The organism is Poritiphilus flavus, from assembly GCF_009901585.1.
GTDB lineage: Bacteria > Bacteroidota > Bacteroidia > Flavobacteriales > Flavobacteriaceae > Poritiphilus > Poritiphilus flavus.
Map to the genome: position 1 here is coordinate 25,419 of NZ_WXYO01000004.1, position 26,102 is coordinate 51,520.

29 protein-coding genes are annotated in these 26,102 nt (G+C 43.1%); 6 read left to right on the forward strand and 23 right to left on the reverse strand.

All coding sequences use genetic code 11. The features are described 5' to 3' along the window. The 15 genes from GTQ38_RS09210 to GTQ38_RS09280 form a co-directional block, all read right to left on the reverse strand. Positions 1–1,431 (reverse strand): DUF3526 domain-containing protein, encoded by a 1,431-nt coding sequence (locus GTQ38_RS09210; RefSeq protein WP_161435225.1) that lies wholly within the window; start codon positions 1,429–1,431, stop codon positions 1–3. A gap of 2 nt (positions 1,432–1,433) precedes the next feature. Then, positions 1,434–2,840 (reverse strand): ABC transporter permease, encoded by a 1,407-nt coding sequence (locus GTQ38_RS09215; protein ID WP_161435226.1) that lies wholly within the window; start codon positions 2,838–2,840, stop codon positions 1,434–1,436. After that, positions 2,837–3,553 (reverse strand): ABC transporter ATP-binding protein, encoded by a 717-nt coding sequence (locus GTQ38_RS09220; RefSeq protein WP_161435227.1) that lies wholly within the window; start codon positions 3,551–3,553, stop codon positions 2,837–2,839. Before GTQ38_RS09220 ends, GTQ38_RS09215 begins: the two co-directional genes overlap by 4 nt. A 120-nt stretch (positions 3,554–3,673) precedes the next feature. Then, the gene (locus GTQ38_RS09225) at positions 3,674–4,009 is read right to left on the reverse strand and encodes a hypothetical protein (RefSeq protein WP_161435228.1); all 336 of its coding nucleotides are present in this window, start codon (positions 4,007–4,009) and stop codon (positions 3,674–3,676) included. Between the two features lie 50 nt (positions 4,010–4,059). Continuing rightward, a complete protein-coding gene (locus GTQ38_RS09230) occupies positions 4,060–4,614 on the reverse strand; it encodes a type 1 periplasmic binding fold superfamily protein (protein WP_161435229.1) in 555 nt (184 codons plus the stop codon). A 182-nt stretch (positions 4,615–4,796) separates the two neighbouring features. Further along, positions 4,797–5,099 (reverse strand): hypothetical protein, encoded by a 303-nt coding sequence (locus GTQ38_RS09235; RefSeq protein ID WP_161435230.1) that lies wholly within the window; start codon positions 5,097–5,099, stop codon positions 4,797–4,799. 846 nt (positions 5,100–5,945) lie between these two features. Next, positions 5,946–6,773: a phospholipase A gene (locus GTQ38_RS09240; protein WP_161435231.1), complete on the reverse strand. Its 828-nt coding sequence runs from the start codon at positions 6,771–6,773 to the stop codon at positions 5,946–5,948. Further along, complete coding sequence (locus tag GTQ38_RS09245; protein WP_161435232.1) at positions 6,770–7,894, reverse strand: ABC transporter permease; 1,125 nt, start codon at positions 7,892–7,894, stop codon at positions 6,770–6,772. The genes GTQ38_RS09240 and GTQ38_RS09245 overlap by 4 nt, the downstream gene beginning before the upstream one ends. A 17-nt stretch (positions 7,895–7,911) precedes the next feature. After that, positions 7,912–9,021, reverse strand: a complete 1,110-nt coding sequence (locus tag GTQ38_RS09250; protein WP_161435233.1) for an ABC transporter permease — start codon at positions 9,019–9,021, stop codon at positions 7,912–7,914. Positions 9,022–9,031: 10 nt separating this feature from the next. After that, a complete protein-coding gene (locus tag GTQ38_RS09255; protein ID WP_161435234.1) occupies positions 9,032–9,472 on the reverse strand; it encodes a DUF2141 domain-containing protein in 441 nt (146 codons plus the stop codon). 17 nt (positions 9,473–9,489) lie between these two features. After that, positions 9,490–10,215: an ABC transporter ATP-binding protein gene (locus tag GTQ38_RS09260; protein WP_161435235.1), complete on the reverse strand. Its 726-nt coding sequence runs from the start codon at positions 10,213–10,215 to the stop codon at positions 9,490–9,492. Beyond that, complete coding sequence (locus tag GTQ38_RS09265; protein ID WP_161435236.1) at positions 10,208–11,128, reverse strand: ABC transporter ATP-binding protein; 921 nt, start codon at positions 11,126–11,128, stop codon at positions 10,208–10,210. Before GTQ38_RS09265 ends, GTQ38_RS09260 begins: the two co-directional genes overlap by 8 nt. Further along, positions 11,125–12,039 carry an HlyD family secretion protein gene (locus tag GTQ38_RS09270; protein ID WP_161435237.1) on the reverse strand — a complete coding sequence of 305 codons (915 nt, stop codon included), beginning with the start codon at positions 12,037–12,039 and terminating at the stop codon, positions 11,125–11,127. Before GTQ38_RS09270 ends, GTQ38_RS09265 begins: the two co-directional genes overlap by 4 nt. A gap of 1 nt (position 12,040) precedes the next feature. Next, the gene (locus tag GTQ38_RS09275; protein WP_161435238.1) at positions 12,041–13,303 is read right to left on the reverse strand and encodes a TolC family protein; all 1,263 of its coding nucleotides are present in this window, start codon (positions 13,301–13,303) and stop codon (positions 12,041–12,043) included. A 93-nt stretch (positions 13,304–13,396) separates the two neighbouring features. Then, positions 13,397–14,008, reverse strand: a complete 612-nt coding sequence (locus GTQ38_RS09280; RefSeq protein WP_161435239.1) for a TetR/AcrR family transcriptional regulator — start codon at positions 14,006–14,008, stop codon at positions 13,397–13,399. A 221-nt stretch (positions 14,009–14,229) separates the two neighbouring features. Here GTQ38_RS09280 and GTQ38_RS09285 point away from each other — a divergent pair, with 221 nt between their 5' ends. Together GTQ38_RS09285 and GTQ38_RS09290 are read left to right on the forward strand one after the other, a co-directional pair. Further along, the gene (locus GTQ38_RS09285) at positions 14,230–14,709 is read left to right on the forward strand and encodes a hypothetical protein (protein WP_161435240.1); all 480 of its coding nucleotides are present in this window, start codon (positions 14,230–14,232) and stop codon (positions 14,707–14,709) included. Positions 14,710–14,746: 37 nt separating this feature from the next. Further along, positions 14,747–15,784, forward strand: coding sequence for a DUF4405 domain-containing protein (locus tag GTQ38_RS09290; RefSeq protein WP_161435241.1), 1,038 nt, complete (start codon positions 14,747–14,749; stop codon positions 15,782–15,784). A 32-nt stretch (positions 15,785–15,816) separates the two neighbouring features. Here GTQ38_RS09290 and GTQ38_RS09295 read toward each other — a convergent pair whose 3' ends face one another. Then, complete coding sequence (locus tag GTQ38_RS09295; protein ID WP_161435242.1) at positions 15,817–16,347, reverse strand: sigma-70 family RNA polymerase sigma factor; 531 nt, start codon at positions 16,345–16,347, stop codon at positions 15,817–15,819. A 202-nt stretch (positions 16,348–16,549) separates the two neighbouring features. On the opposite strand from GTQ38_RS09295, the gene GTQ38_RS09300 reads away from it, so the two are divergent. Together GTQ38_RS09300 and GTQ38_RS09305 are read left to right on the forward strand one after the other, a co-directional pair. Next, positions 16,550–18,250: an amidohydrolase gene (locus GTQ38_RS09300; protein WP_161435243.1), complete on the forward strand. Its 1,701-nt coding sequence runs from the start codon at positions 16,550–16,552 to the stop codon at positions 18,248–18,250. Between the two features lie 68 nt (positions 18,251–18,318). Continuing rightward, entirely contained in the window at positions 18,319–18,888 is a 570-nt protein-coding gene (locus GTQ38_RS09305; RefSeq protein WP_161435244.1) for a DUF427 domain-containing protein, read from the forward strand. Positions 18,889–18,940: 52 nt separating this feature from the next. Here GTQ38_RS09305 and GTQ38_RS09310 read toward each other — a convergent pair whose 3' ends face one another. Then, positions 18,941–19,669 carry a 3-keto-disaccharide hydrolase gene (locus GTQ38_RS09310; RefSeq protein WP_161435245.1) on the reverse strand — a complete coding sequence of 243 codons (729 nt, stop codon included), beginning with the start codon at positions 19,667–19,669 and terminating at the stop codon, positions 18,941–18,943. Positions 19,670–20,069: 400 nt separating this feature from the next. Here GTQ38_RS09310 and GTQ38_RS09315 point away from each other — a divergent pair, with 400 nt between their 5' ends. After that, entirely contained in the window at positions 20,070–20,735 is a 666-nt protein-coding gene (locus tag GTQ38_RS09315) for a DUF4386 domain-containing protein (protein ID WP_161435246.1), read from the forward strand. Here the strand turns inward: GTQ38_RS09315 and GTQ38_RS09320 are convergent. The 6 genes from GTQ38_RS09320 to GTQ38_RS09345 all read right to left on the reverse strand — a co-directional run bounded on the left by GTQ38_RS09320 (position 20,706) and on the right by GTQ38_RS09345 (position 24,744). After that, entirely contained in the window at positions 20,706–20,972 is a 267-nt protein-coding gene (locus tag GTQ38_RS09320; protein WP_161435247.1) for a hypothetical protein, read from the reverse strand. The genes GTQ38_RS09315 and GTQ38_RS09320 overlap by 30 nt on opposite strands. Positions 20,973–20,977: 5 nt before the next feature. After that, a complete protein-coding gene (locus GTQ38_RS09325) occupies positions 20,978–21,973 on the reverse strand; it encodes an NAD(P)-dependent alcohol dehydrogenase (RefSeq protein ID WP_161435248.1) in 996 nt (331 codons plus the stop codon). Continuing rightward, the gene (locus tag GTQ38_RS09330; protein WP_161435249.1) at positions 21,970–22,380 is read right to left on the reverse strand and encodes a DUF6326 family protein; all 411 of its coding nucleotides are present in this window, start codon (positions 22,378–22,380) and stop codon (positions 21,970–21,972) included. Before GTQ38_RS09330 ends, GTQ38_RS09325 begins: the two co-directional genes overlap by 4 nt. 105 nt (positions 22,381–22,485) lie before the next feature. Beyond that, entirely contained in the window at positions 22,486–23,067 is a 582-nt protein-coding gene (locus tag GTQ38_RS09335) for a Crp/Fnr family transcriptional regulator (RefSeq protein WP_161435250.1), read from the reverse strand. Between the two features lie 309 nt (positions 23,068–23,376). Beyond that, entirely contained in the window at positions 23,377–23,775 is a 399-nt protein-coding gene (locus GTQ38_RS09340) for a nuclear transport factor 2 family protein (RefSeq protein WP_161435251.1), read from the reverse strand. A 102-nt stretch (positions 23,776–23,877) separates the two neighbouring features. Continuing rightward, positions 23,878–24,744 (reverse strand): helix-turn-helix domain-containing protein, encoded by an 867-nt coding sequence (locus GTQ38_RS09345; protein WP_161435252.1) that lies wholly within the window; start codon positions 24,742–24,744, stop codon positions 23,878–23,880. A 243-nt stretch (positions 24,745–24,987) separates the two neighbouring features. On the opposite strand from GTQ38_RS09345, the gene GTQ38_RS09350 reads away from it, so the two are divergent. Next, a complete protein-coding gene (locus GTQ38_RS09350) occupies positions 24,988–26,085 on the forward strand; it encodes a serine hydrolase domain-containing protein (protein ID WP_161435253.1) in 1,098 nt (365 codons plus the stop codon). The last annotated feature ends 17 nt before the right edge of the window (positions 26,086–26,102 follow it).

Sequence of the window (26,102 nt, forward strand, 5' to 3'; positions counted from 1 at the left end):
TCAGTTGGCAGTTAGAATATTGCCCTTTTTGGAACTTCTTGAAACCGTAAAACCCAATCCGAACAATGCGATAGCAATCAGCAAAAGGACAGGAATCACGCCAAAAGAAGCAGATGATCGCTGTTCAAACTGGAATTTCGGGAGATTGGGATAGTCTTTCTGACTAAAGTCTTGATTGTTGTATAAAAAGGGCATGAAGTGCTGACGCCAGTCCGATGCAAATCCTACCACTTGTTTTCTAAAATTTTCATAATCCCTGGTGGATGTACCTGCCATCTGGTTCAGGGATTCCTGGACAATGATTGCAGGGGACACCCATTTGAAACGGCCTATCCAGTCCTGCTGCTTCTGTAATTGCCCCTCAAACTTGTCCACTACCGGAGCAAGCTCCTCTTTGACTAGCTTTTGGGATGCCATATATCGGTGGTAAAACCCGCGATACTGGGTAGTGTCGTTAATTGCGTATTCCGGATGATCCCTTAGGAAATTGTCTAGTATTTCGTCCTGTTTCTTGGTTACTTCCGCCTTTAAATCCCGCATTTGGTTGATCATTAGAGTACGTGAAGGCATGGGGTACAGTGTATTGCCCAACTGGTTCAACATGGAAGGGGCCAAAAGCACGAATACTACCCAGAGTCCTAAAAGAGCAACGGCATTTTTAGCCGAGGTACCCACCCATAGATTGATCAGGAATGCCAACGCAAACCAGAATAGCATATAGGTGATAATCAAACCCAATAGGCCCAAAAAGCCTGTCATTTCAGTAAATGGGTTGAGGCCAACGGCAAAAAATATGATGGTTAGAGAACCTATGACCAGTATGGACAACCAAAAAAAACGCAGTCCTAATTTTTGCAATACCCAACTCTGGATCCTTATGGGTTGCGCTGCCAATAACCTAAGCGAACCACTTTCCCTTTCAGCTGAGAGCACGTCATAAGAAAAGGCGATAATAAGCAAGGGCAACAGGTATACTATAACAAAAGCCAGGTCAAAACTGCCGAATAATAATTGGACGGGACTGGTCATCTCTGCAAAATTAAGAGCGGAATCGTCTCCCGATACCCTGGGTTTAACGTAATGAGTGAAAAGATCGGCCTGTCCTGTAGCGATAAAAGCCATGGACTGAGGTTCCATTGCGGCCACCCTTGGGTGATAATTACCCACTGCCATAGGACTGGTAGGGATCGTCCAGGGAGATGCGCTGACCTCCATTCCGCCTTCAACGGAATCCAGTAGTTTCAACATCACTGCGTCGTTTTCTTTTACTTCTTCCTTGGCAGCGGTAATATCTCTTTTACGCTTTTCAACCTTTTCCAGCCCATTGTATATTGAAAACCCGAAGAGCAGCAACAACATAATACTCAAAAGTTGTATCCATCGACTGCGCAGTAACAGTTTTAATTCGTATTTGCAGTTATATGATAACATGGTCAAATGGTTTTGGTTGTAAACATTAATAGTCCAAAGGAAGCCATCAGCCAAATACCTAAAATGAAAAGGTTGGATCTGTTATCGGAAAGGATGGTACCCAGCTCTGGCGGATTGTATTCAAATGCCGGAAGCTCCTTCCAAAAATCTGCATCGGCCCTGTAGGACCATTGCCCAAACTCGGAGTTTTCAGCAAAGTTATCGTTCAAAAATTTCTGGGTTGCGATTCTATAAGACTCCGCGGCATCAGCAAAATCCCAATGTGTGGCATAGTCGGTATGAGCTATGGACATACTCAAAAAACGAGCCGGGAGATAGGGAGAAATAGCTGCTAAACCCTTGTAAATCCTCGATTGTTTGATATATTGATCCTTCAGGTAATTATAGTGCTTAAAGTATACTTCCGCTTCGTGTTCTTCACCTTTTTGCATGCGGTAGGCATCAAAATTGAAAGGCAATTGATGAAGGCTATCAACACCGTGTTCTTTGAGCACCTGTTCCTGCAATAGTTTGGCCTGCTTGCTCCATGGATTGTGCCCGTCCAACCCCTCTTTTTTATCCTTTAATACATTGGCGGCAAATTCTTGTCGGGTAGGATAGGGATATTTGGATTCCGCAATATTGCTGGCAGCCTTTGGCGCTGCAAGGCAGGCAATAATCCAGATGCAAAGCGCGACCACCAGGGAAATCCCCGATCTTTTGGCCAGCGATGATATCAAAAGGACGATATTGATAAAGATGATGTAATAGGCCACGAAGACCACAAACATTATAAAAAGAGAGCTCCAACTAAACACGCCAAAATCGTCAAGATTACTCAATACAATACCTGCTACCAGAAACAGGGCTGCTGTAATAATCAAAACAGGGAAGAAAAGGGCAGTCCATTTTCCCAATGCCCATCTCCAGGCAGAGACCCCCTGACTTTTAAGTAGTGTCAGTGTTCCCATTTCCCGCTCTTTGGTAAAACTGTTGTATCCAAGGAGCACAATGAGTAGGGGTATGATGAATAATAGTATAAAATCCGGAGTGAGATCCCCAAAACGCGCTAAGCCGGTCTGATCCGTCGCAGCGCTGAATTGTGCTTCGTTACGCTTGTGAGCTTCCAGGAAAATGGAGGTTCCGGCGTATTTATCTACACCCTGATCTAAAAGGGAAAGCGGATATTTAGGTTTAAAGGCATAAGTACCATAATGTGCTGCCGAATGGGGGTTCTTTTCACCCTGGTTGTCCCAAATGGCACGTTCGGATCTTTTAGCTAGTTCGTATTGCTCGTTCACATTTTTATACTGCCTGGCGCTTATCAAGGCCGCTACTCCAAGCAACACGATCACGATCAAAAAAGCAATGCGCACACGCCCGTCGCGCATGAGCTCCCGGGTTTCCTTGAGAAATGTTTTAGAGATCATAAGACTAACTCTTTGTATTCCATAGTATTGAGGTAGGCCTGCTCCAGCTCCGAAAGACTTATGTCTTCTGCTACCAGCTGTTGTCTTAGGCTACCGTCCTTCATGATTCCAATATGCGTGCCTACCTCTTTGGCTCGGAACAGGTCGTGCGTGGCCATTAATGTGGCCACACCTTTGGTTCGCAACTTTTGTAACAATAGTCCGAATTCATTGCTGGCTTTGGGATCCAGACCGGATGTGGGCTCATCTAAAAGCAGTACTTTGGCATCTTTCGCCAGGGCAATTGCTATTCCAACCTTCTGCCTCATCCCCTTGGAGAATGTTGAAATACGCATTCCAAAAGCATCTGTCTGTAATCCGGCCTCGGCAAGAAATCCTTTGAGATCCGCATCTGAAAGCTTTTTCCCCGCGATCCCGGAAAAGTAATCCAGGTTTTCCACGGCGCTAAGGCTGGGATACAGCATAAGGTTTTCCGGGATATATGCCAAAAATCTTTTGGTCTCTTTCGGGTTTTCCTGCACGTTTAGCTGGTTGATGAATGCACTGCCCGAAGTTGGCTCAATGAAGCCTAATAACAGGTTGATCGTGGTTGTTTTTCCGGCACCATTTGCTCCTAAGAGGCAGTAGATTTCACCTTGTTTTACCTCGAGTTCCAAATGGTCCAGTGCCGTCTGTTCACCGTACTTTTTGGTAAGGTTGTTAGTTATGATCATCGCTTTGAATTATAAATGTTATAAGAATACTGCGCCTTGCACTACCAGATTATCTGATGGTGACATGTATTGGTCTAAAGGGCCAGTTTAACTGAACCCGGATTCCAGAAATGGAGATTTTCAGCACAATACCCGGGGTGGTCCGCGGAGGGAGAGGATCTCAAAAGATCGGGAGCTGATCAGGGTTTCCCTGAAGGTTGAATTATGGAAGGAATTGGTGAAAGAGGGGCTAACTTCAGGAAGCGGCTCTACATAGAGCTTTTGTCCTAAGAGTTTTGCACATAGCTCACAATTGTGGTAGGTTTCCTGGATTTGGGTATCAGAAAAGGTTGTGTGATCTACGGTATGAACCTTGTGGTGTGAAGTAAGCGCATGAACTGCATGAAAGCCCATTTGCACCAGCAGTAGAATTGCCAGCGTAAGGCTATAGCAGTTTTTTAAAAAGGCCTTCTTCATCTTTAAAAGGGAGCGGAGATTATCCGCTCCCAATCTTAATTAGTCCGATCTTATTGGATCGTTAAATCAAATGTTTCCGTAATATCGGTTTCGCCACCGGCACCCGCCAGGGTACCGTCGTTGGGCTTCGTAGGCTCATGGCGAAGGGTAACGGACAGGGTGGCCGCTCCGGCGTCGCCGGTGGTCAGGTCGAAACTCAAACCAACAGGGTTGCCGTCTCCGTCCTCGTCGTCGTATTCAACACTGGCTATATTACCGGTGGTGACGAAAATGAACTGGTGTTCATCGTCTTCCGCTTCCACCTCTTCGGTTACATTCTCCGGTGGGGTTTCCGTTTCGTTTAGCAGAACAATAGAGCCGTCATAAGTAGTGTTTGCGGCCAGATCGCCGGAAACAGTAACAACAGGCGCGTCAGGACCATCGCCGTCCAGATCTCTTGTCTGCAGGGTGATGTCCGTACCACCACCCTGAGGAGACAGGGTAACGGTCATGGTGGTTATCACCTCTTCTTCATTTACCGGGGCTGGAGCATCATCATCATCTGAACATGCGACAAACAGGCTTCCGGTCAGGGCTAAAATGGATAAAAACTTAATGTATTTCATAATTGAATTAAAAATTAGGATTATTGACTATATATGTACTTCTCGGGTATTCGGATATAGGATCTATCACTAAGATCGACGATGGTAGCGCACAGAACGATTCAATGCTATTGGTATATATATACCATTCCTAAAGATGTGTGATAGGCTGTAAAGCTCGGAAAGTCCTGCAGATACTGCTACTAAAGCAAAGATGGAGGGGGTCTGCAGAACAGTTTATTCTCTTGCAGACTTAAATTGACCTGAAAGTCAATCGCGGTAATTTTGCTACTGGATTCCGGTAAGGGAGGATTTTCCTCTGAAATCTCAAAGGAAACAGCCAGGGCTTCTGACTGCTGATTGTCTATGCATAACAAACAGAGCTCACATTGAGTGTCCTGTCCGTTCATGGTATCGTGATGTTCGTAGATATGAAACGCAGTGGCCTTTGCAAGCATAAGCCCTGTGAATAGCAGAACACCAAGATATTTTAAGACATCTTTCACAATTCCACAAATCTAGAGGATTTTCAGCAGCTTTTTGTGTTAAGGATATTATAATTTTTTGTGGAAACAGCTTGTTTGCCAGGCATGCCGGATCCAATTAATGATCAATTAGGCTTAGCATCCAGCAGTGATGTGAGGAACGAAGTGTAACCCCAATTTCAGTAATCAGTAATCAGTCCTCCTTCGCTAAAGCTTCGGCGGATAAATACAGTAAACAGTAAACAGTAAGCAGTAAACAGTTCGTCTTCCGATAATCTCACTATCCAACCGTCTATCAATCCAACCGTCTATCAATCCAACCGTCCAACAATCTCATTCCCCAATTCCTCAATTTCACGGTTTTACAATTCTTCAAATCATCCAATCATCCAACCGTCTATCAATCCAACCGTCCAACAATCTCATTGCCCGATTCCTCAATTTCACAGTTTCACAGTTTCACAGTTTTACAATTCTTCAAATCATCCAATCGTCCAACCGTCTGTCAATCCAACCGTCCGAAAATCTCATTCCCCGATTCCTCAATTTCCCAGTTTTACAATTCTTCAGATCATCCGATCATCCAACAGTCTATCAATCCAACCGTCCAACCGTCTAATTCCCCAATTCCTCAATTTCTCAATTTCACAATTCTTCAAATTGTTCCATTTCCACATTTTTAAATTGAATAATAGTCTTCCTGCTTTCAAAATGCAGTGTCAAACCTTAACTTGAGTAAGGGGTGGGGTCTAGACCCCAAAAATTGGAAAAAATCAATTTTGTAGGCAATGGGCATTGGGCACTGAGTACTGGGAAGTTGGCAGTCCTACTGTCGGTAGTGAACTATCCTCCTAATATCTATGGCGGTTAGTTATTATGAGTTCTAAAATTCATCATCAGATCTTTGAAGGCAATCCCAATCCTTAAATTACTTACGTCCTGGTTATAATTAAACAAGTCTTCCGAATAACCACCAAAATACTGCAGGTAGACAAATTGGTTGCTATTTTTTGAGATCTTAAAACTTAAGCCCGCTTTTATAAAGCCAGTCAACTTATCATCATAAGCGGGTTGAATATCCATATCGAAAAACAGGTTCTTTACAGGACTATAGGTAGCTCCTAAAGCGAAGAATCCACGAAAGGAGGTAATATCTTCGTTATCACTTAGATCCCCTGCAGGGATCCAGACTTTCGCCCTGAATTGCCAGTCTGTGCCATAAGGCTTGAAATACTGCAGTGCGAAATAGTTCCAACTCCGGGAATTCTCGCCATCCCTACCGTTGGATTCATGTTCAAAGGCAAACCAAAGTCCGGATTGGATACCTTCATCGTTGACAAAAAGCTTGGCGAGCCCCAGGGCAGGGTTGTAATTGGTTTCCCTAAAAGGAAAGGATTCCAGGTAAATGTTCCAGAACGACTTTTGCCGATACGTTATAAAAGGAAAAACATCCCAGGGTAGATCCACATTGGTCAGGCGCTGCTTAAATCCTATCTCAAATTTAGCGTCACTGGTTTCTGAAGTGATATCCTCATTTAGGGAAATGCCTGTTACGAAATAGTTATCCCCGTACATGGTGAAGGCGGGCAGACTGCGAATGTACTTCTTGTAGTTTGAGCTATCCAATACTACTTCCTGGCCCTGAGTATCAACGGAAATGGTCGTGATCAACAGTGCCGCAACCAGAAAGGTCATTCTTGTTTTTTGTAGCTCCATACGGCTGCCGTGTTAAAGAGTATTGCCAGGACAAAGGTGTACAAAAATTCCATTTTAATATCGGCCAGGCCACTCCCTTTCAACAAAACCTTTCTGGATACTGAAATAAAATGTGCCAAAGGATTTGGTATAGTGGCGTATTGTGCCCATTTGGGCATACTGTCAATAGGTGTAAAAAGTCCACACATGAGCACAAATATCAGGACAAAGAAGAAGGCAACAAATATGGCTTGCTGCTGGGTCTCTGCAAAATTAGAGATCAAAAGCCCGAATCCAAGTACGCAAATAAGGTTGACGATGGCATAGGCAAAAATAAGTCCGATATTACCTCGCATCGGGATGTCAAAAATGAGCTTACTGGCAATTAGTCCAACGGTAAGGAGTAGAAGCCCCAGACATAGAAAGGGAACCAGCTTCCCCAGGATGAATTCCCATTTCTTAATAGGTGTGACATTGATTTGTTCAATAGTCCCGATTTCACGTTCGCGAACCGTGTTCATAGCCGTAAGCACGATGGTCAGCAAGGCTGTAAGTTCTGCTAATATTCCGGGAGCCATAAAATGAGGATAATCCAATTCCGGGTTGTACCAGTTGTTGGAAGTAACCACAATGGGTTTATTGGGTTTGGCCAGGTCTGGGAAAAGCATGGGCTCCTTAGCCCTTATCTCCCCGTTTAAAGAACCGATGATGCCAGACAGATAACCCGAGCCTACAGTAGCTTGTTGTCCATTGATCGCATTGACCAAGGTCTGTAGTTGAGGTGCTTCACCCCTGTAGAACTGCTTTTCAAAGTCACTGGGAACTTCAAGTACGATATCAACCTGGTCCAATTGCATAAGGTCTAAAGCCTCTTTTTTGTTAAAAGGGGTGGCGACCAACGAAAACCTGTCATTGGCTACAATTTTGTTGGACAAGGCCCTTGATAACTCACTTTGGTCCAGGTCTACCACCGCAACCCTAACATCTTTGACCTCGTTGGATGCAGCATTGGAAAGAATTATGAGTTGGATTATAGGCAATAAAGTCATCATAGGTAATAAGGCCTTATTCCTAAAAATCTGGATGAATTCTTTTTGTATCAGAAATCTTAATCGTCTCATGGTTTCAGGTCTTATGTTTACTCCAGCCTAATTTTAAAGTTCCTCCACGACAAAAAGAGAAAGCCCAATGTCATGGCCAGGAGCACCGCTATTTCAAAAAGAATGAAGTTCAGTCCTACACCTCTCAACATCACACCCTTCAGGATCCGAATGAAATAAGTAGCAGGAATTATTTTTCCGATATACTCCAGCACAACAGGCATACTTGCCAATGGGAAAATAAATCCGGAGAGCAGCATGGAAGGCATCATCAATCCCATAAGGGATTTCATCATGGCCTCCTGTTGGGTTTTGACAGTGGTGGAAATTAGGATCCCAAGACTTAAGGCTGTAAATACATATAGAAAACACATACTCAATAGCAATAAGGTGCTCCCTAGTACAGGTACATCAAAAACAAAGAATCCTATAAGAATTACTACAATAGCATTGACGAATGACAACAGGGCATAGGGGGCTACTTTCCCCAAAATTATCAGCAGTGGGGACAGGGGAGAAACCAACAAGATTTCCATGGTCCCTATCTCCTTTTCCTTTGCAATGGTCAATGAAGTGAGCATAGCACATATGATAAGGAGGATCAAGGCTATGGTACCCGGAACAAAATTATAAGCGCTGGCCAACTGAGGGTTATAAAGCATACGACTAGCCACATTAATGGTGTACGGATCTGTAGGTTCATTTCGCTTTTGGCGCTGAAAGCTCTGGGTCATCTCCGTCAGATACTGTACCAGGGTATTGGCATTGTTTGGGTCAGATCCGTCGGTTATAACCTGAATTTGAATGGAATTTCCGGCGTAGAAATCTTCGGAAAAATTATCTGGTATGGAAACGACAAGTTTCGCTTTTCCTGCTTTCATCCCTTCTTCCATCTCATTAGGTGATCCCAATACCCTGCGTACAATAAAGTTGCCAGAGCTTTGCAAGTGATTGATGTATTGTTCACTGGTCTCATCCTTCGCGTAATCCATAATATCAATCTCCGCATCATTGAATTCATTGGTAACGGCATAGCCGAAAATGAGTACCTGTGCCAAGGGCATCCCAAAGAGTATTAAAAGGGTGCGTTTATCCCTCAAAATGTGATAGAATTCTTTCCGAATGAATGCCAGCAATACCTTAAACATGAACCGTTTCTTAAAGGATGAATCTCAGTTTGATAGCGATCTCAGCTTCGTTTAGCATAAACACACATTTTTTATAACTGGGTTTCCCCATTTTGGTAAGATTGGATGCGCCAACGGGTTCTTTGGGCATACCTATGAAATTAGTCTGGATCTCCCCATCCATATTTTGGTCATGAAACACGGATACGGCATAGTCGCCGAAGGGTACCTCAGAAAAGGTAGCTGTGGCCACATCATTAAATTCCTTAACATAAACCTTTTTGAAAGCCTTATCGAGTTCTTTGGGAAAGCCGTCGGCCTGATTAAAGAGCATAAAAACGATCTGCCCCTTGATTTCGTCTATTCCGGTTACGGTAACGGTAATATTTCCTTTGGAAGCTGATCTCTTTTCAGCGGTACTAAAACTCGTTGTGATTGAAGCAATAAGTAAGACAAATGCAATTTTTTTCATGAGGTATAATTTTAGGGTTAACGTGCCAGTTTTAGGAATACTTCGTCCATGGAGCCGGCTTCAAATTGATCTTTTAGTTTATCTGGTGAGTCCAGGGCTTTGATTTTACCCGCGACCATTATCGATATGCGGTCACAGTATTCTGCTTCGTCCATATAATGGGTCGTCACGAAGATAGTCCTTCCCAATTCGGCTGCCTGATAGATCGCTTCCCAGAATTGCCTTCTCACCATGGGATCCACCCCTCCGGTAGGTTCGTCCAAAAAGACAATTTCGGGCTCGTGTACCATAGACACTGCAAAAGCCAGGCGTTGTTTCCAGCCTAAAGGCAATGATTTTACCAATTTAGTTCCGACCTGGTCCAGATTTAACTCTTCCAATATGTGGGAAGTTTTGGTCTGGATCTGCTGTCTTGACAGCCCGTAAATACCACCGTAAAACCGGATGTTTTCTTTTACTGTCAGATCTTCATACAGGCTGAATTTTTGGGACATATATCCTATTCGTTCCTTGATGCGTTCCGATTCTTTAAGCACATCAAATCCTGCTACCTTACCTTTGCCGGATGAAGGCTTGCTCAAGCCTGTAAGCATACGCATTGCTGTGGTCTTTCCTGCCCCGTTTGCACCCAGGAAACCGAAGATCTCTCCTTTTTCCACTTCAAAGGATATATTGTCCACAGCCTTAAAATCCCCGAATTTTTTGGTAAGGCCAGCTACCTCTATCACTTTGGTTTCAGACATGGCCTTCGGTTTTATGCGAAAGCTCAAGAAAGACATCCTCAATACTCGCTTTGATTTTTGATACGATGACGTCTGCAAAGCCTTCAGACCTGAGCTGGTCCTGCAGGTCTGCAGCAGACATCCTTTCAGAGCTGATAAGATGCAGACATTCCCCAAAGGGCAATACACTATGGGTAAAGGGCTTTAACCTTAAGTGTTTGAGTAACTTATAGGTGTCATTGGTCTTGACCGCAAACAGTGGCCTGTCAAACTGATGGATCATGGATTGAGGCTCATCTATCTTAAGTATGCGACCTTCCTGAATGAGTGCGATCTCATCACAGAGAACCGCTTCATCCATATAGGGGGTACTAACCAGTATGGCAATGTTCTTTTCTTTTAGGCTTCGGAGCATATCCCAAAACTCTTTACGACTAACAGCATCTACTCCTGTTGTGGGTTCGTCCAGGAACAACACAGTTGGTTTATGGATTAAGGCGCAGGATAGGGCCAGCTTCTGTTTCATACCTCCGGATAAATTACCGGCCAGCCTTTTCTTAAAGGGTTCGATCTGGACATAAATGTCCCTGATTAAATCGTAGTTTTCTTCAATGGTAGTTCCAAATATGGTAGCAAAAAAAGAGAGGTTCTCTTCCACGCTCAAATCCTGGTACAAAGAAAATCGACCAGGCATATAACCCACTCTTTTTCTAATTTCCCGAAATTCCTTTACGACCTCGTATCCATCCACAAAGGCCTGGCCTTTATCCGCTAACAACAGCGTAGTGAGTATGCGGAAAAGGGTAGATTTCCCGGCTCCATCCGGACCGATAAGCCCGAAAAGCTGCCCGTTTTGAACCTCGAAGCTTATATCCTCAAGGGCCTTGGTATCTTTATAATTTTTGCTGATATTTTGGATGCTTATTGCATTCATTCTTCAGAATTGGGATTGAATATTACTTCTCCTGGCATTCCAATTTTAAGAGCCCCGTTATTGCTTACCGTCACCTCGATACCGTATACCAGATTGACGCGTTCTTCCTTGGTCTCAATGGTCTTTGGTGTAAATTCCGCTTCATCCGATATCCAGGAGACCGTACCTTTCAGTTCCTGGTAATCGTCCTCGCCCTGGTCAATACGCACTTTTACTTCATCTCCCAATCCTACGTTTTGAAGCAAGGTAGCACTGGTGTAGGCCTTTAATTTTATTTGATTGAGATCAGCGACTTTAAAAAGGGGTGTACCCTGGTTGACCAGTTCATGTTCCTCGGCAAATTTTGTCAGTATGGTTCCGGCAATGGGATTGACGATGGTATGATCACTGATTTGATGGTCGATTAAGGCAATCTGAGCTTCCAGAGGTTCCCGTTCGGAAAGGATCGCCCTGTTTGCCAGGCTCACATTGCGTTGAGTGGTTTTAATGCGTTGATCAATAAGATCTAATCTGCCATTATAATCGTCGAGTTGCTGTTGAGTAGCCGCTTTCTCCGCAAATAGTCGTTTTGTCCGGTCTCTTTCCCGAATCAGGTTGTTTCTGTCTTCTAAAAGGACGGCTACTTCTGGTGCGGCTTCTTGTAATTTAAGATCTAAAGCGTTTAGCTGGGCCCTGAGCTTTACTTTTTCCAGGTGAAGTTGGGTAGTATTTATAAGCCCTACAATTCTGGAAGCGTCAATTTGCTGCCCTTCTTCTACATCAAAGCTGAGAAGTTCTCCGCTGCCTTTGGCGCTCACCGTTACGCTGGTTGCCTCAAAACTCCCGTAGGCGTCCGCCTTGCCATTGTCATTACAAGACACCAGGCTAAGCGCCATAAGTACAAATGGGAGGTGTGGTTTCAGTAATTTCATATTAAAGTTGTCCTAAGAGGGTTAGATATTCTATTTGTAGTTGTTGAAGCTTAGTTTTGTTGAACTCCAGTTCCTGTTCTGAATTAAGAGTGGCATTCAGCTGGGTAACATAGTCCGTAGCATTGATAATCCCGTTGTCTAACTGTACCCTGGTTTGGGCCAGGATGTTTTTTTGGAGGTCTACTATACTGGTATTGTTAGCAATCTGCAATTGTGTTGCTTTTATCCTTTCCTGGTATTCCGTGGATTTACTTTCAATATCAAAGAGAAACAATTCACGGTCTACCTCAATCTGTTCCTGTTGCAGTTGCAGGCGCTGTCTTTCCTTTTTTCCCTTGCCAAAATCCATAAAGTTCCAGTTTAACTTCAACCCGCCCAAAGCGTAAGTTGCAGTACTCAAATCTGAAAAATTCAGAGGATTCGGGTTTCCGACCCCACCTTGAGCAAATACTGAGATCTTGGGAAGGGTACTGGCGGCAATGGACGCTTCCTGGGCGGCATATAAAGACTTTTGACTGTCAAAAAGCTGATTTTCAGGTCTATTGACCCTTTCGTTTTCAAGGGCCAGTAAAACTGGTACTTCAAAACGCACATCCCTGGGAAGCGTCTTGCCGGTTAACTGTTCCAGCAGCAAAAAATATGTTGAGGTATCCGCTTGCAGGGAAACAATTTCCGATACAAGTTCAAGTTGTCGGACCTGGAGTTTGGAGACCTCACTTTCAAGGACGGTTCCATTTTCAAAAGCGGCCTGAAGGCTTCTTATATTCGATTCCAGATCTTCTTTGGAATTTTCCAGGATAAGTTTTTGTTTCCTGCTGAGCAATATGGCGAATATCAATGTGTTAACCTGATCCTTTAAAGATCGCAGCTGTACTTCCAGGGAATTGCGGTTTACTTTGGCTGAAGCAGTTTCGACCTTTTTTTGAGCCTTGGTAGTACCTCCATCGTAGAGGTTGTAATCAATGTTCAAAGAGGTATTCCATGTTTCCAGCGGAGCTTCAATTGCCGTGTTTCCTAAATTGAGTTCAATATTTTCACTCTGAACCTGACCCTTGCCTTCAATACTGATCTTAGGCAAGGAATTCTTTGAAAGTACTGACAGGCCGGCCTTTTCAATTTTGTCAATAAGACCAGCGTCTTTGATCAATGGATAATTGGAGTTTGCGGCCTCGTATAATTCTGTCAGGGAAGTGCTTGAATTGGTGAGCTGGGCATAAAGACCACTGAAAGACAGTATTGAAAACAGGAGGATCAGTTTCTTCATAACGTTGATTAACCATTTGGTTAATGCAAGTGTACAAACAAAAAAGATTATTAACCAATTAATTTAACCAAACGGTTAATAATTAACAAAAAATTATAAGACCAGGCTCTTTTTAAGGAAATCCATGATGTACGCTTTGCGCTCTTCCATCATATTCATATAGTCTTTGTCGGACATTTCAAAAATCTTTAGAAATACGGGTTTGGCAATGTGAGGAAACACGATCAAAGACATACAGGTCAGCATAATATGGGGCACCGGAACGGGTTGTAGGATTCCTTTTTGCTGTTCTGAAATTACTTGAGACAGAAAGTCATTGAATATATTGTTCTGTTGCAGATTATGTAGTAACCTATTCTGGAAATTCATTTGGTTACGGGCTAGTTCATTTAAAATGAAAATAGGGATGTATGGATTCTTTATGATAGTATCCGTATAGTTTGAAACCATTTTTTCCATCTTTTCCATCACTGTAGCATCCCCGGAAAGCGCATGAACGAGTTGTTTGCTCATCAAATCAACGGCTCCATCCATAATTTTTTCAAAAAGCGCATCCTTACTCCGATAATAATAGTGGAGCATGGCCTTATTTATCTTAGCCTCGTCCGCGATGGCTTGCATCCGGGCCCCTGCATATCCATGCTGGATAAAAATTTTCTTGGCAGCCTTTAAAATATCAGCCTCAGTGTTTTTCCTTCCCTCCATAATTCTAAACTTCTTTTACTGCAAAAATGAAAAATAAAATCGAAGCTCGTAAATATTTTAACCAAATGGTTAAACCAAAGTTCAATAGAATTTGCATTAAATGTCAGAAAATGGACCGATTTTCAAGGGGTGAAAATGGTTCAGGAATCATTTCTTTGTCTCAGGGCTGCATCATTTCTTCTTAACGTACGTCCTTAAAAGGGAAATCTAAAATTCGTATCATGAAGAAGTATTTTATGCTAATAGGGGCCTTTGCATTTATTATGGGGATCTCTGGAACTTATGCTCAATCTTGCGAAACAAAATCAAAAGAAGCGGCCACCCAGGAAAGCTCAGACGGAGTTAACACCGCTGCAAGCACGAACTCTGGTTGTAAACCTTCGGCATGCCGGGGGGCAAAAACCAAGTTTGGAGAGGCCAGAGTAATATCAGATCTACGGCTAAGCCTGATCGAGGTGAAATCAAAAATGGAAAATCACAGCAGCATCAGTTTTAGCCCCAGATCGTATGATATTCACAGTATTATTGGGGAAACCGATGATGAAAGCCTGTCCATTATAAAGAACGAGATCGAAATCATAGAAAGGGAACTAAGCCAAAAACTTAAGGTACAATTTACAGAGCAGGCGTACCCTGAACGCAAAGCCAGGCTAGTCTCCACTCTAAGGGCAAGAATATCCGATCTGGCAAAACTGTTGTAATCTTCCTTTCGGATAACTGAGGCTTATACTTATATCAATGATGAAAAGAAAACTGATAAGCACAGGCCTGGCCCTGTGCTTCGCCATAGTGTCCGTTTCAGGAGTATTATCCTTTGTTTTGGATTATAAGAGAGGTATAGCCGCGACCCATACACTTTTTGGCTTTCTTTTTCTTATAGGGGCATTTTTCCACATTAGTAATAATTGGCAAGGGTTGAGGGCTTATGTGCTGAAAAAGAGGTCCAATCCTTATTTTATCTCCCTTGGATTGATATTACTATTGCTTCTAAGCCTTTCCGTAACGGATTCCAGGCCGGTGTCACATATTATGGAATTTGGAACCCGCTTAAGGGCAGGGCAGGAGCGGGAGGTGGAAAACAACAGCTTTATCGCGATTGATAAAAACAGGGACAGCCTCCAACAATTGGAAATTGAATTGGTTGCAGGAGAACACTATTGGCATCCGCAAATGGCCATTTGGCTGGAGACCTTAGACGGGGAATACCTTGCTTCTCTATATGTCACTTACGCCACAGCCAAAGGGACTTTTTTTGGTGGACGAACCAAAGAGAACTTTAAAAGTTTTGATGCCAAACCGGGCAACTCACAGGAATACAGAAGGGTTGATGCACTTCCGGTCTGGTCTCATAAAAGGGGGGTACAACAAGCCGATGGGATATATGCACCTAGTCCGGAAGATCCGCTGGTGGACGCCATTTCTGGGGCAACCCTATCCAACAGTTTCCGGCTAAAAACCTCGTTCGGAGGCAGTCCGGAAAAAGTACGTTTACGCTTGGAGATCAACGTGGCTTTTGATGACAACGAATTTTACTCCGAATACGATTTTCCGGAAGACGAGGTCTTTCACAACGGTACCGGTCAGTTGGGTCAGCCTTCTGTCGTTTACGAAGTAGTAATCGATTTGAAGGAAGACCAAAAGAAGTACTATCTGATGGAACTGGTGGGTCACGGTCATCATTCCGCACAAACCGGCTCCGTCTATCCGGATCTTGAAAGGCTTACCACGGCCAGGGCCATAGTAGAACGGATTCTGGTGAAGACTTTCAGAATGTAAAGGGTGGATTAATGTTTATATCGGATCAGCCGCTAATCACCGCAACAATTGGTTGGTTTTTGATGACAAATAATGCTTCCCCTGCCAGCCGACGAGATATGACAGCATTCCTCGAAGATCTGCCTGAGTTTTTTTCTCCCTCTCTGGATCTTAGATCGAACGGTGACGTAATTCATGTTCATTTGCTCTGAGATCTGTTTCTGGGGGATGTTATCCAGCTCAGATAATTTTAATAAGGTACGGTATTCTTCCGGGAGCTTCTCTATAAATGGCAGTATGCACCGACTAAGTTCCTCTATGGTGTTTTCGTCATCCAGGGACTCATTGGATAAATCAATGACCAAATCTTCCAGTTTCTTTTGCCTGGCCCTGTAATAATCGATAATGGTGTTTTTTGCTATTCGATACATCCAGCTTTTGAGATTTTCCACAGTTTCCAGATCACTCCTGGAAAGCTTTAGGAAAATTTCCTGGGTAAGGTCTTCCGCATCCATGGTGTTGTCTACCCTTTTCTTGACATAGCCCAGTAAGGGGTCGTAATAGTTGTTTATTTCCTTAAGCATATCAATTGCCAAATAAAACAAGATCCGTTTAGCCTATAGTCGTGATTTTCTATAAATGATGCAACAAAGTTTTGTTTTTTCTTTTTTAGGCATTTGCCATACAGCCATTTGAATAAGAAAAGTATTACATTTAATGGAAATTGATTATGAAATAGGGATCTTCAGAATGCCTGTAGTTTGACAATTATCAAATCCAACGCTTATGAAAACAAAATACTTCGGATTAATACTCGGGATAGGCTTGCTATTTTCTTGTAACAGAGGAGATAAGAAAGAGATCGAAAACGATGCTGTTGTATATTTTGGGGGCGATATATTGACCATGAGGGGTGAGACGCCGGAATATGCTGAAGCGTTGGTAGTAAAAGATGGAAAAATTACTTTTGTGGGCCCGTCTGATGCAGCGATGAAAGAGGCCGGGGAGGGGCATAAAATGTCCAATTTAGGCGGTAAAACCCTGCTACCAGGTTTTATAGATGGACATGCGCATTTCGGTTCCTTTTCGGCCCAGGCAATAGGAGCTCAGATCTTACCACCACCAGATGCCGGGGCAAAGGATATACCAACACTCATTAGCATTCTTAAAGAATGGAATACACCTGAAAACAGAGCGCTTACAGGATGGGTTTTCGGACTGGGTTTTGATGATTCCGTACTGGAAGAAAACCGTTTTCCGACTAAACACGACCTGGATCAGGTCTCAACGGAATTTCCAATCTGTATTATCCACATTTCCGGTCATTTTGCTGTAGTCAATTCCAAGGGACTGGACTTGCTGAATATAACAGCTGACACAAAGGATCCCGATGGGGGTATAATAAGAAGAGAAAACGGAAATGAACCCAATGGAGTCCTTGAAGAGCTTGCAGCTTTACCTCATTTTATAAAAGTTATGACGCCAATTTCTGATGAGGCCGCCAAAAGATTTTTTGAAGCCGGACAGGAAATGGCACTTTCTTATGGTTACACTACAGCGCAGGAGGGAAGGGCTATGGATCATTCGATGTTTGTAAATGCCGCTGAAGCAAATTCGCTTAAACTGGATGTCGTCTCCTACATTGATTATGCCTATGCCGATAGCATTATGGAAACCAGGTGGAACAGTAAAACGTATAACAATCATTATAGGATCGGTGGAATGAAAATAACGCTGGATGGCTCACCACAGGGCAGAACGGCATGGAGAACCAGACCTTATCTCATAAAACCTGATGGAGCTAAAGATGGTTACCGGGGATACCCTGCTTTTCCGGATGAAAATGTAGCCATAGACCTATTTAAAAAAGGATTTAAAAACAATTGGCAAGTACTGTCGCATGCCAATGGAGATGCAGCAATTGACCAGTTCATAAAGGCGACCAGGATCGCGGCAAACGAATATGGAAATGATGATAGAAGGACCACATTAATTCACGGTCAGTACATTAGAGAAGATCAATTGGATTCTTTAAAAAACCTGGATGTAATAGCCTCTTTGTTTCCATTACATACATTCTATTGGGGAGATTGGCACAAACAAATTATAGGGGACGAACTGGGCAATAAAATTAGCCCTATGCGGACCGCCATTAATAAGGGTGTAAAGGTGACTATTCATACGGATGCCCCGGTTGCGCTTCCGAATTTAATGCGAATGGTCGGGATTTCTGTGGAGCGAAAGTCGCGTTCCGGACAGCTCATTGGCGCGAATGAAAAACTAACGCCCTATGAGGCCCTAAAAGGAATTACGATTTGGTCTGCTTATCAGCATTTTGAAGAAGATTCCAAAGGGACCTTGGAAAAAGGTAAAATAGCAGATCTGGTTATTCTGGACAAAAACCCATTAAAGGTCGATGAGGCTGAGATTAAGAATATTGTGGTTTTAGAAACCATAAAAGAAGGAAATACTGTTTATAGGAAATAGGGACTGGGATTAAGGATCACAATTGACTTGCCAGAGCCGAAGCCTATAACGCCTATCTAAGAAATCAAATGAAAAAAAACGACCATAGTAATTGGAAGCCAGACTGGCTACAAAAGGCCCGGGAAGGGTGGAATCATAAGGGGGATAGCCGACCGCCATTCGCCCAGGAACCCAAAAAAGGTCAGCGGTCCGTCTGGGATTTTCCACGCCCACCTATAGTCGAGAATGTGAATAAACGGATCACCATTAGCTATCAGGATAAACCCCTTGCCGATTCTCGTGCGGCCCTGGCCGTACTGGAAACCGCCAGTCCGCCAACCTACTACCTTCCTGAGCAGGACATCGATATGGATATGCTGGTAAGCCTGACCGGAAAAACTTCATTATGTGAGTGGAAAGGCAGTGCTATTTACTGGGCGCTCAAGGAAAAGAGCGAAATAGCCGTCGCCTGGTCGTACCCAAAGCCTTTTGAGGAATTTGAAGCCTTAAAACATCATTTAGGTTTCTATCCTCAACATCTGGACTGCAGGGTAGAGGGAATTAAGGTCCGGCCTCAAGCCGGGAGGTTTTACGCCGGATGGATAACCCCAGACCTGGCAGGACCATTTAAGGGCGAACCGGGAACCGGACACTGGTGAGGGCTTCAGGGGGGAACGCATGCTCATCCTTTATAATTTCGGAGGTCTTCAATTAATCCAACTGTTGTAGCTCAACATTTTTGTACCAAACTTCAAAAGGATCTCCGGAATGCACTTGCAGGCAAATACATCCCGTTGTAGGTACATTATCTCTTTCCGTAAAGTTTGCAGTTGCTACCCCATTGATCTTAATTTCGATATCGGGTCCGTTTGCCTTGATGTAAACCTCATTCCAACCATCCGGATCGATGGTTTCTTCAATAAGTTCTTTATTGGCAACTTCAAATATTCTGACAGGAAAAATATCTGGCCTGGGATATCTGGAAGTATCTGGCCGGCATTCATCTACAAGACTACCCCATAGCGGATAAATACCAGTGGTATCCCTTGGTATAAAATCAGAGAAAAGTGCGATTGCCCGGGCATCAATATATCCAATATCGGCCTGGTAGCCCATGACTTCATTTGAATTGGGTACACGACTGGCTCTAAAACTTATGCCTCCGTTGGTCTTATCATCCGCGGATATGAATTTAGCTTGCAGTCTCAATTCAAAATTTTCATATTTCTGTTTAGTACATAGGTAGTAGCTCTCATCGTTCGGCTTTTTTAGACTGCCGCCAACAATGGCTTCATTTTCTATTCTGAAAACAGTCTTCGAGCCTTCCCACCCCTCAAAAGACTCACCATCAAATAACATGATTTTGTCCGATTTCCCGCATGAAATAAACAGCATGCTCAAACAAAGCAGCAGTATTGGATATGCAAATTTCTTGATCATTATTTCGGTCTTGTGCTGATAAAGGTCTTGTATTTGACTAGTTTGATTCTTGTAACTAGAAATCTTTAAGCAGTGTCTATTCTCGAATTTGAAATGGGGGAGTATCTAAAGATAGTCAAATCCCAGCTATATTTACATTGGCGGTGCAACGCGGTTTTCAGGTGTTGAGGTATCCCTTTTACCATTTTAAGGTACTTCCTTTGCTTCAGTCCTGTGCTTATTTGGAACATCAAATCACCAGGCAACTATTTTCCGGTGTTTTGCGTCTCTTTTAAATAGACATTGAAAATTGTAATTTAAAGAGCAGGAACAACTCATGTTAGAAAAGCCAAGAGTAAAATGAATCTAAAGAATACTAATTAGTCGGAATTTGATGCATAAAAACAGCACCGAAATATCTTTGAGACAATCAGCCGTAATTGCTGGAATAGGCCTTTTGATCATGGTCCTGACCGTTCCTTTTGCGGAATTTCAGATATTCCCCTCTCTTATAGATTATAAAAGCCCGGAAATAACTGCAAAAAACCTCCATGACAATAAATCCTATTTCATCCTTGGGATTTTCCTGAACTTTATAACCATAATTTGCGACATTATCGTCGCCTGGGCGTTATACGTCTTTCTGAAACCGGTAAATAAACAGCTTTCCCTTCTTGTTGCCTGGTTTAGAATAGTATATACGGCAATTTATTTGATTGCCTTGCTGAATCTTATCAAGGTATTAGGACTGCTGAACGCGGACAAGTATTTTTTGGCCACAAGTCAGGAACAGGTTTTTGACCAAATACTTTTTTATTTTAATTCCTTTGGCCGGGAAATGGGATTCGGGCTAATACTATTTGGGATTTACCTGGGTCTGCTGGGGTATTTGGCCCTAAGATCGACTTATATTCCAAAAATAATCAGTTGGTTACTGGTCCTTGCCGGCCTGGGCTATTTCATTACATATTCCGGAAACTACTTGTTCCCTTCTGTCAACACGGATTGGTTGATGGTCACCTTTTTTGGTGAATTGGTGTTTATGTTTTGGTTACTGTTAAAGGGAGGACGAAAAGGTCCGGCCTAAGCTGTTCCTTCCAGTTCTTCCAAAATAGGTGGACCGGTTTGAGACATTGTCCTTACTGTGGGATTCCTCATTCATTTGACGGGCTTTCCACTGCCTGTAACTCTTATTTTTTAACCGTTCAGCCCTGTAGGCGCTACATCCGCTTAGGAAGGTAATGCCCATAAGGACCAAACAAGTCTGAAAGACGAAACGCCTTAAAGCCCATGTTCTTGGCCATGTATTGCTTAGTGTTTTCATAGCATTCAATTCTGAAATTCTACTGCTGAGGGTACAATTGAAAGTATAACATTCCCTTTTTTGCGTCCGGTTTCCACATACTGATGTGCCTCAGCTGTTTTTTCAAGGGGGTAGTGCCGGTCTATTACAGGTTTGATTACTTCCCTTTCGATCAACTCTTTTAAATACAAAAGATCTGGCTTGATCTTCTTTGCAGATCGTACATAGGTCGCGGTAAGAATGGCTTTTTTACGACTGAATATTGAGGTCCACAGCATATGAAAAACAGTAGACAATCCGGCCGCGTCAAGAAATATTCCATCTGAAGTCAGAGAGTTTTGGCAAGCGGGAAACGAATGCTTGCCCAGGGTGTCAAAGATAATATCGTAGGTATGGCCGCTTTGTGTAAAGTCCTCAGCCTTATAATCTATGACCTTGTCTGCCCCTAGTGATCTTACCATTCCTGCATTCCCCTTGCTGCAAACAGCCGTCACCTCTGCGCCAAAATACTTTGCGAGTTGAACGGAGGCTGTACCCACAGATCCGGATGCTCCTACAATAAGGACCCTTTGTCCGCTTTGAATTCTGGCCTTGTTTCTAAGGAAATTCAAAGCGGTTAGGCCCCCTTCTATCAAGGCGGCAGATTCTTCATAGGTCAGATCTTTGGGTTTTTTCACCAGCGCCGCGTCTTCAGACAGGCATATGTATTCCGCATTCGAACCCAATCCTGTACCGGTAAGTCCAAATACCTGATCGCCCTTTTTAAACTGGCTTACTTTACGGCCAGCAGCCTTAATTTCTCCACTCAGTTCCATTCCCAGGATATTGTTCCGGGGTTTTGTTAAACCACTGAAAATCCGGGTAAAAAACGGAGTACCTTTTCTGCCAATGAGTCCTGCTGTGGTCACTGCAGCCGCATGTATCCTAATCAATACCTCATTGTCTTTTGGAACCGGGATAGCCACTTCCTGAAGCTGCAGAACATCCGGAGATCCATACTTTGTACAAACAATTGCTTTCATGCCTGGTGTTTTAGCTGGGTTTGTGTTTTAGGGGATGAAGTGAGTTTCCAGGCAATCCTGATGATTGCCAGCAGCGCTGCGGATTCAACCATAATAAAAAAGATATCATCCATATCCGCAGTGGGTAAACTGCTTAATAATCCAAGCGAAGTGATAACGCCTGCAATAATGTTCGCCCATTTGTTGAACTTATCATCCAAAATTCTGGATAGCAGCACCATGGCTATTGGAATTTCCAATACAATCCCATAGACAAGCACCATTTCCTGGGATATTTCCAGGGCCATGATTTCCTGTATAAAACCTTCACTTGCAAATTGATGAAGGTCTCTGAAAATCATGTTGAACAGAATGAATATCCAAAGTGTGGACAATAGGGCCGGGGGTTCAATTTTGTATTTCTTCATAGGTCTTAAGTTTTCGAAATGCAAAATTGTAACACCTTAGATCGCTTTTCATTGACCTGGGTTAAGAAATCGCGATTGGATGTAATAAGAAAAAGCGGTGTCGACTTAAGATCCGGAAGCCTTGAGAAGTCGTTTCCTTATCCTGCTAAGGGATTCAGGTTTAATTCCCAAATAACTGGCAATTAGATACTGAGGAATTCTGTTCAGCAACTCTGGAGATTGTTCCTGAAGATTCTGATAACGCTGCTCGGGAGATAATTTGATAAAAGTGTCGTATTTCATTCTCTGGGAGGCCAGCTCATCCTCCAGAAAGTTGGGACCAAGGGTAGCCAGCCTCGGTATCTTTTTCATGATTTCCGCGCTTCTTTCCTGAGATCCTATAGAGACGATACAGTCTTCCAAACACTCCAGGTAATATTCCGAGGGTTTTTTTAAAGTATAACTCACAGGGGTAATTGCCTGTTTTTCTGTGAAGAATTCGGTGACTTTAAGCTCACCCTCCACCAGATAATAGCTGTAAATGCAGCCTTTTAGAATGAAAAAGCACTCCTTTCCCAAATCGCCTTCAGACAGTAATACAGAGCCTTTCTTGTACGACCTTATGAACTTTAGATCGGATATGATGTCTTTCTCCTCCTGGGTCAGCTCAATATATTTCGATAAAAAATCAAATATTACCTCATCCATCTTTACTAGGGTTGATTTACGTTTTTCCGCATGCTTTGTACTACCTAATAAATGTAACAAGGATTTACTTTTTAATGAAAAAAACGCAGCTGTATTTTTGAATTTTACACCGTCATGGAAACGACCGATCAAGAGTACCGGGATGCAGGGGAAAGACAAGCTCAGGTTTTGAGAAATTTGGCTTACAGCAACTTGAAAAAAATAGATTCAATAGCTCCTAACATCACAGGAAGAGTCCCTTTCCCCAGGCGGACAGGATTGTCCCTGAACTGAAGAAAGTGACTTTCAAATAGCTGAGTTTGCCGGCGATCAGTAAAAAACCGGGGACATGTCCATATACAGCCTAACGGAATTGACCTCACCACTTTCATTCAGATCAGTGAATGCCACTGCTTTTACAGTTACTTCCTTACCATCATGTCTTTGGTAATGATTCAGGGCCTCCAGCACATAATTTTTGTCAGTACCATAGATATTGGTGAGGTCATGTTCTATAGCAGCGAAGCTTTGCCAGTATTCTCCAAGACCCTTCAATATTTCTTGTTTGCCTTTGCCAAACAGATTGTTGTTGAACCATACTTCCACATCCTCTGCCAAAAATTTTCCATAAGTATCTACGTCTTTGTTGTCCATGGCTTTTAGATAGGCCAGATATTTGTCATAAGCATTTTCAGATAGTTGATTTAATCTGAGATCTTTAGTTTTCATGATTTATCTTTTTAGGATTAAACTTTACTTGGAACAAATATCCGGCAGCAGCGAAGGCAAGGGTTAGTCCTAAATTCGGAAAGGATGGTATTTTTTACGGATTTAAGCTTTCAAACGGTATTCCGAAGGGGTGTAACCGGTTTTTCCCTTAAAGAATTTGGAAAAATAGGATGGGTCTTCATACCCCAATTGATATACGATCTCCTTAATATCCATGGTGGTCTGCTTAAGCAAACTCTTGGTCTCGAAGATGACCATTTCCTCTATAGCCTGTTTAATGGTTTTTCCAATAGTATCTTTAAGCAAATCGGACAGGTGCTTGGAACTCAAGTTGAAATTATCAGCGTAAAAGTCTACGGTTTTATGCTGCCGAAAATTCTCCTGGAGCAAATTCCTGAATTCCCTTGCAATTTTATCGTTTCGAGTTAAAGGAAGATGTGTCTGGTTCTCACTGTAAACCTGATTAATATACTCAAGTATTGCGTAGAGCAGACCACTGGCAAAGGCCAGGTTGTCGATGTTCCCCTTGAGAAGTTCAAGCAGTAGGTTTATCTTGTTATACGCTTCTTCATCCAGATCCACAACATGATTTGCTCCATGACTGAAAAAATCATAATCCAAAAGGAAATTGGAATGAAATGGTTTACCAAAGAGGCTTTCTTTAAAAAATACCGTGGTATTCGCCATATCCCAACTATTTGAGATCCAATTACGGACTATTCCAGGTCCAACCATTGTTAAAGACCCCCTTTTGATGTGGTATTCCCGGATCCCTACCTGAAGTTGGCATTCACTTTGGTGGAGTACCCCAAAGGAATAGAAATTGCTGCGATAAGGGTGAGTGATTCCCTTGCCCCTGGAGAATTCCTCTTCGGTCGCGATGAATATGGGTTTCTGAGCTTCCGTAGAGTGCAGAACATTTTTTATGTATTCCTGATAGTCGTAATTGTGAAGAAATTTGGATTTCATAAGGCGGCTGGATACGATATAAAGATAATCATGAACTTGTAATGGAAAATGAACCAGCAGCTTGGTTCAGACTTCCGCAATCCTGGATTTACGGTGTACTTCCCTTGAATGATCAATCTATAATTTACGAAAATCAATATTCATTTTTGTATACAGTATACAAAAATATCGTATTTTTAGAAACGTTAAAGTCAGACTTGACTGGGACTGAATGATAGCCGCGAAGCACAATTGAAATAAGATATGAAGAGACTGTATTTGATAGGTTTTGGGATACTGATCTGTTTTTCCTGCTCCGAGGGAAGCAGGGAACTGCCGATGGTCTTTCCCGGAGAGCAATGGGTGGAAAAGAAACCGCAGGAATTGGGAGTGGACCCTGAGCGTTTGCAGCAGGCCCTGGAATACCTGGCCTCGGAGTCCGGGGAAGATGGACTGGAAGAGGTATTCATCGTTCGCAAGGGATATCTTATTTACAAAGGAGACAGCATCTATAAAAAGCACAACATCTATTCCTCCAGCAAATCTTTTACCAGTACGGTTTTGGGTTTATTGACAGATCGGGGTGAGATTTCTGAGGAAACTTATGCCAGGGAAATAGATTCCAGTCTTGGAGCTTTATATCCGGAGGTCCAGCTCAAACATTTCGCCAGTATGACATCCGGTTACAGCGCTGTGGGCAACAGCCGGTGGAACGAACCCAGTGAGGACTGGTCCTGGACACCCTACCAATTGGAAGAACCTTTGTTCAAGCCAGGTGAAGAATACGCCTATTGGGACGAGGCTCAAATGATGTTCGGACGCTTGTTGACGATGCACTCCGGACGGACCTTAAAATCAATCTTCGATGAATATATTGGAAAGGCCATTGGAATCGGGGAATACAAATGGGGAACCGAACAGGAAGTCAACGAACTGCCCATCAACAACGGTTGTACCGGCGTTATGATCAATGCCGAGCAGCTCGCGCGATTCGGTCATCTATATCTGAATGAAGGGAATTGGGACGGAGAGCAATTATTGTCCAAAGCCTGGATCGAAAAAGCTACCCAAAATCAGGTGAATACCACCAGGGTTGCCGATACCGATAGAAGTAATGTGGACGGCAGAGGTTGTTATGGCTACAATTGGTGGGTAAATGGGAAGATGCCAGGTGCTGATTATCACATGCCTGACGCCCCTAAGTCTTTGTACTACGCCAGTGGCTTACACAATAATATGTGTTTTGTGATCCCGGAATGGGATCTGGTCTTCGTGAGAAGAGGGGAGGATGGCAATCCCAAAAAGGGCAAACCTTTTGTCTATAATGAGTTCTTTAAACGAATGTCCCTGGCCCTGCAGTAGTGACGCTATAAAACTTA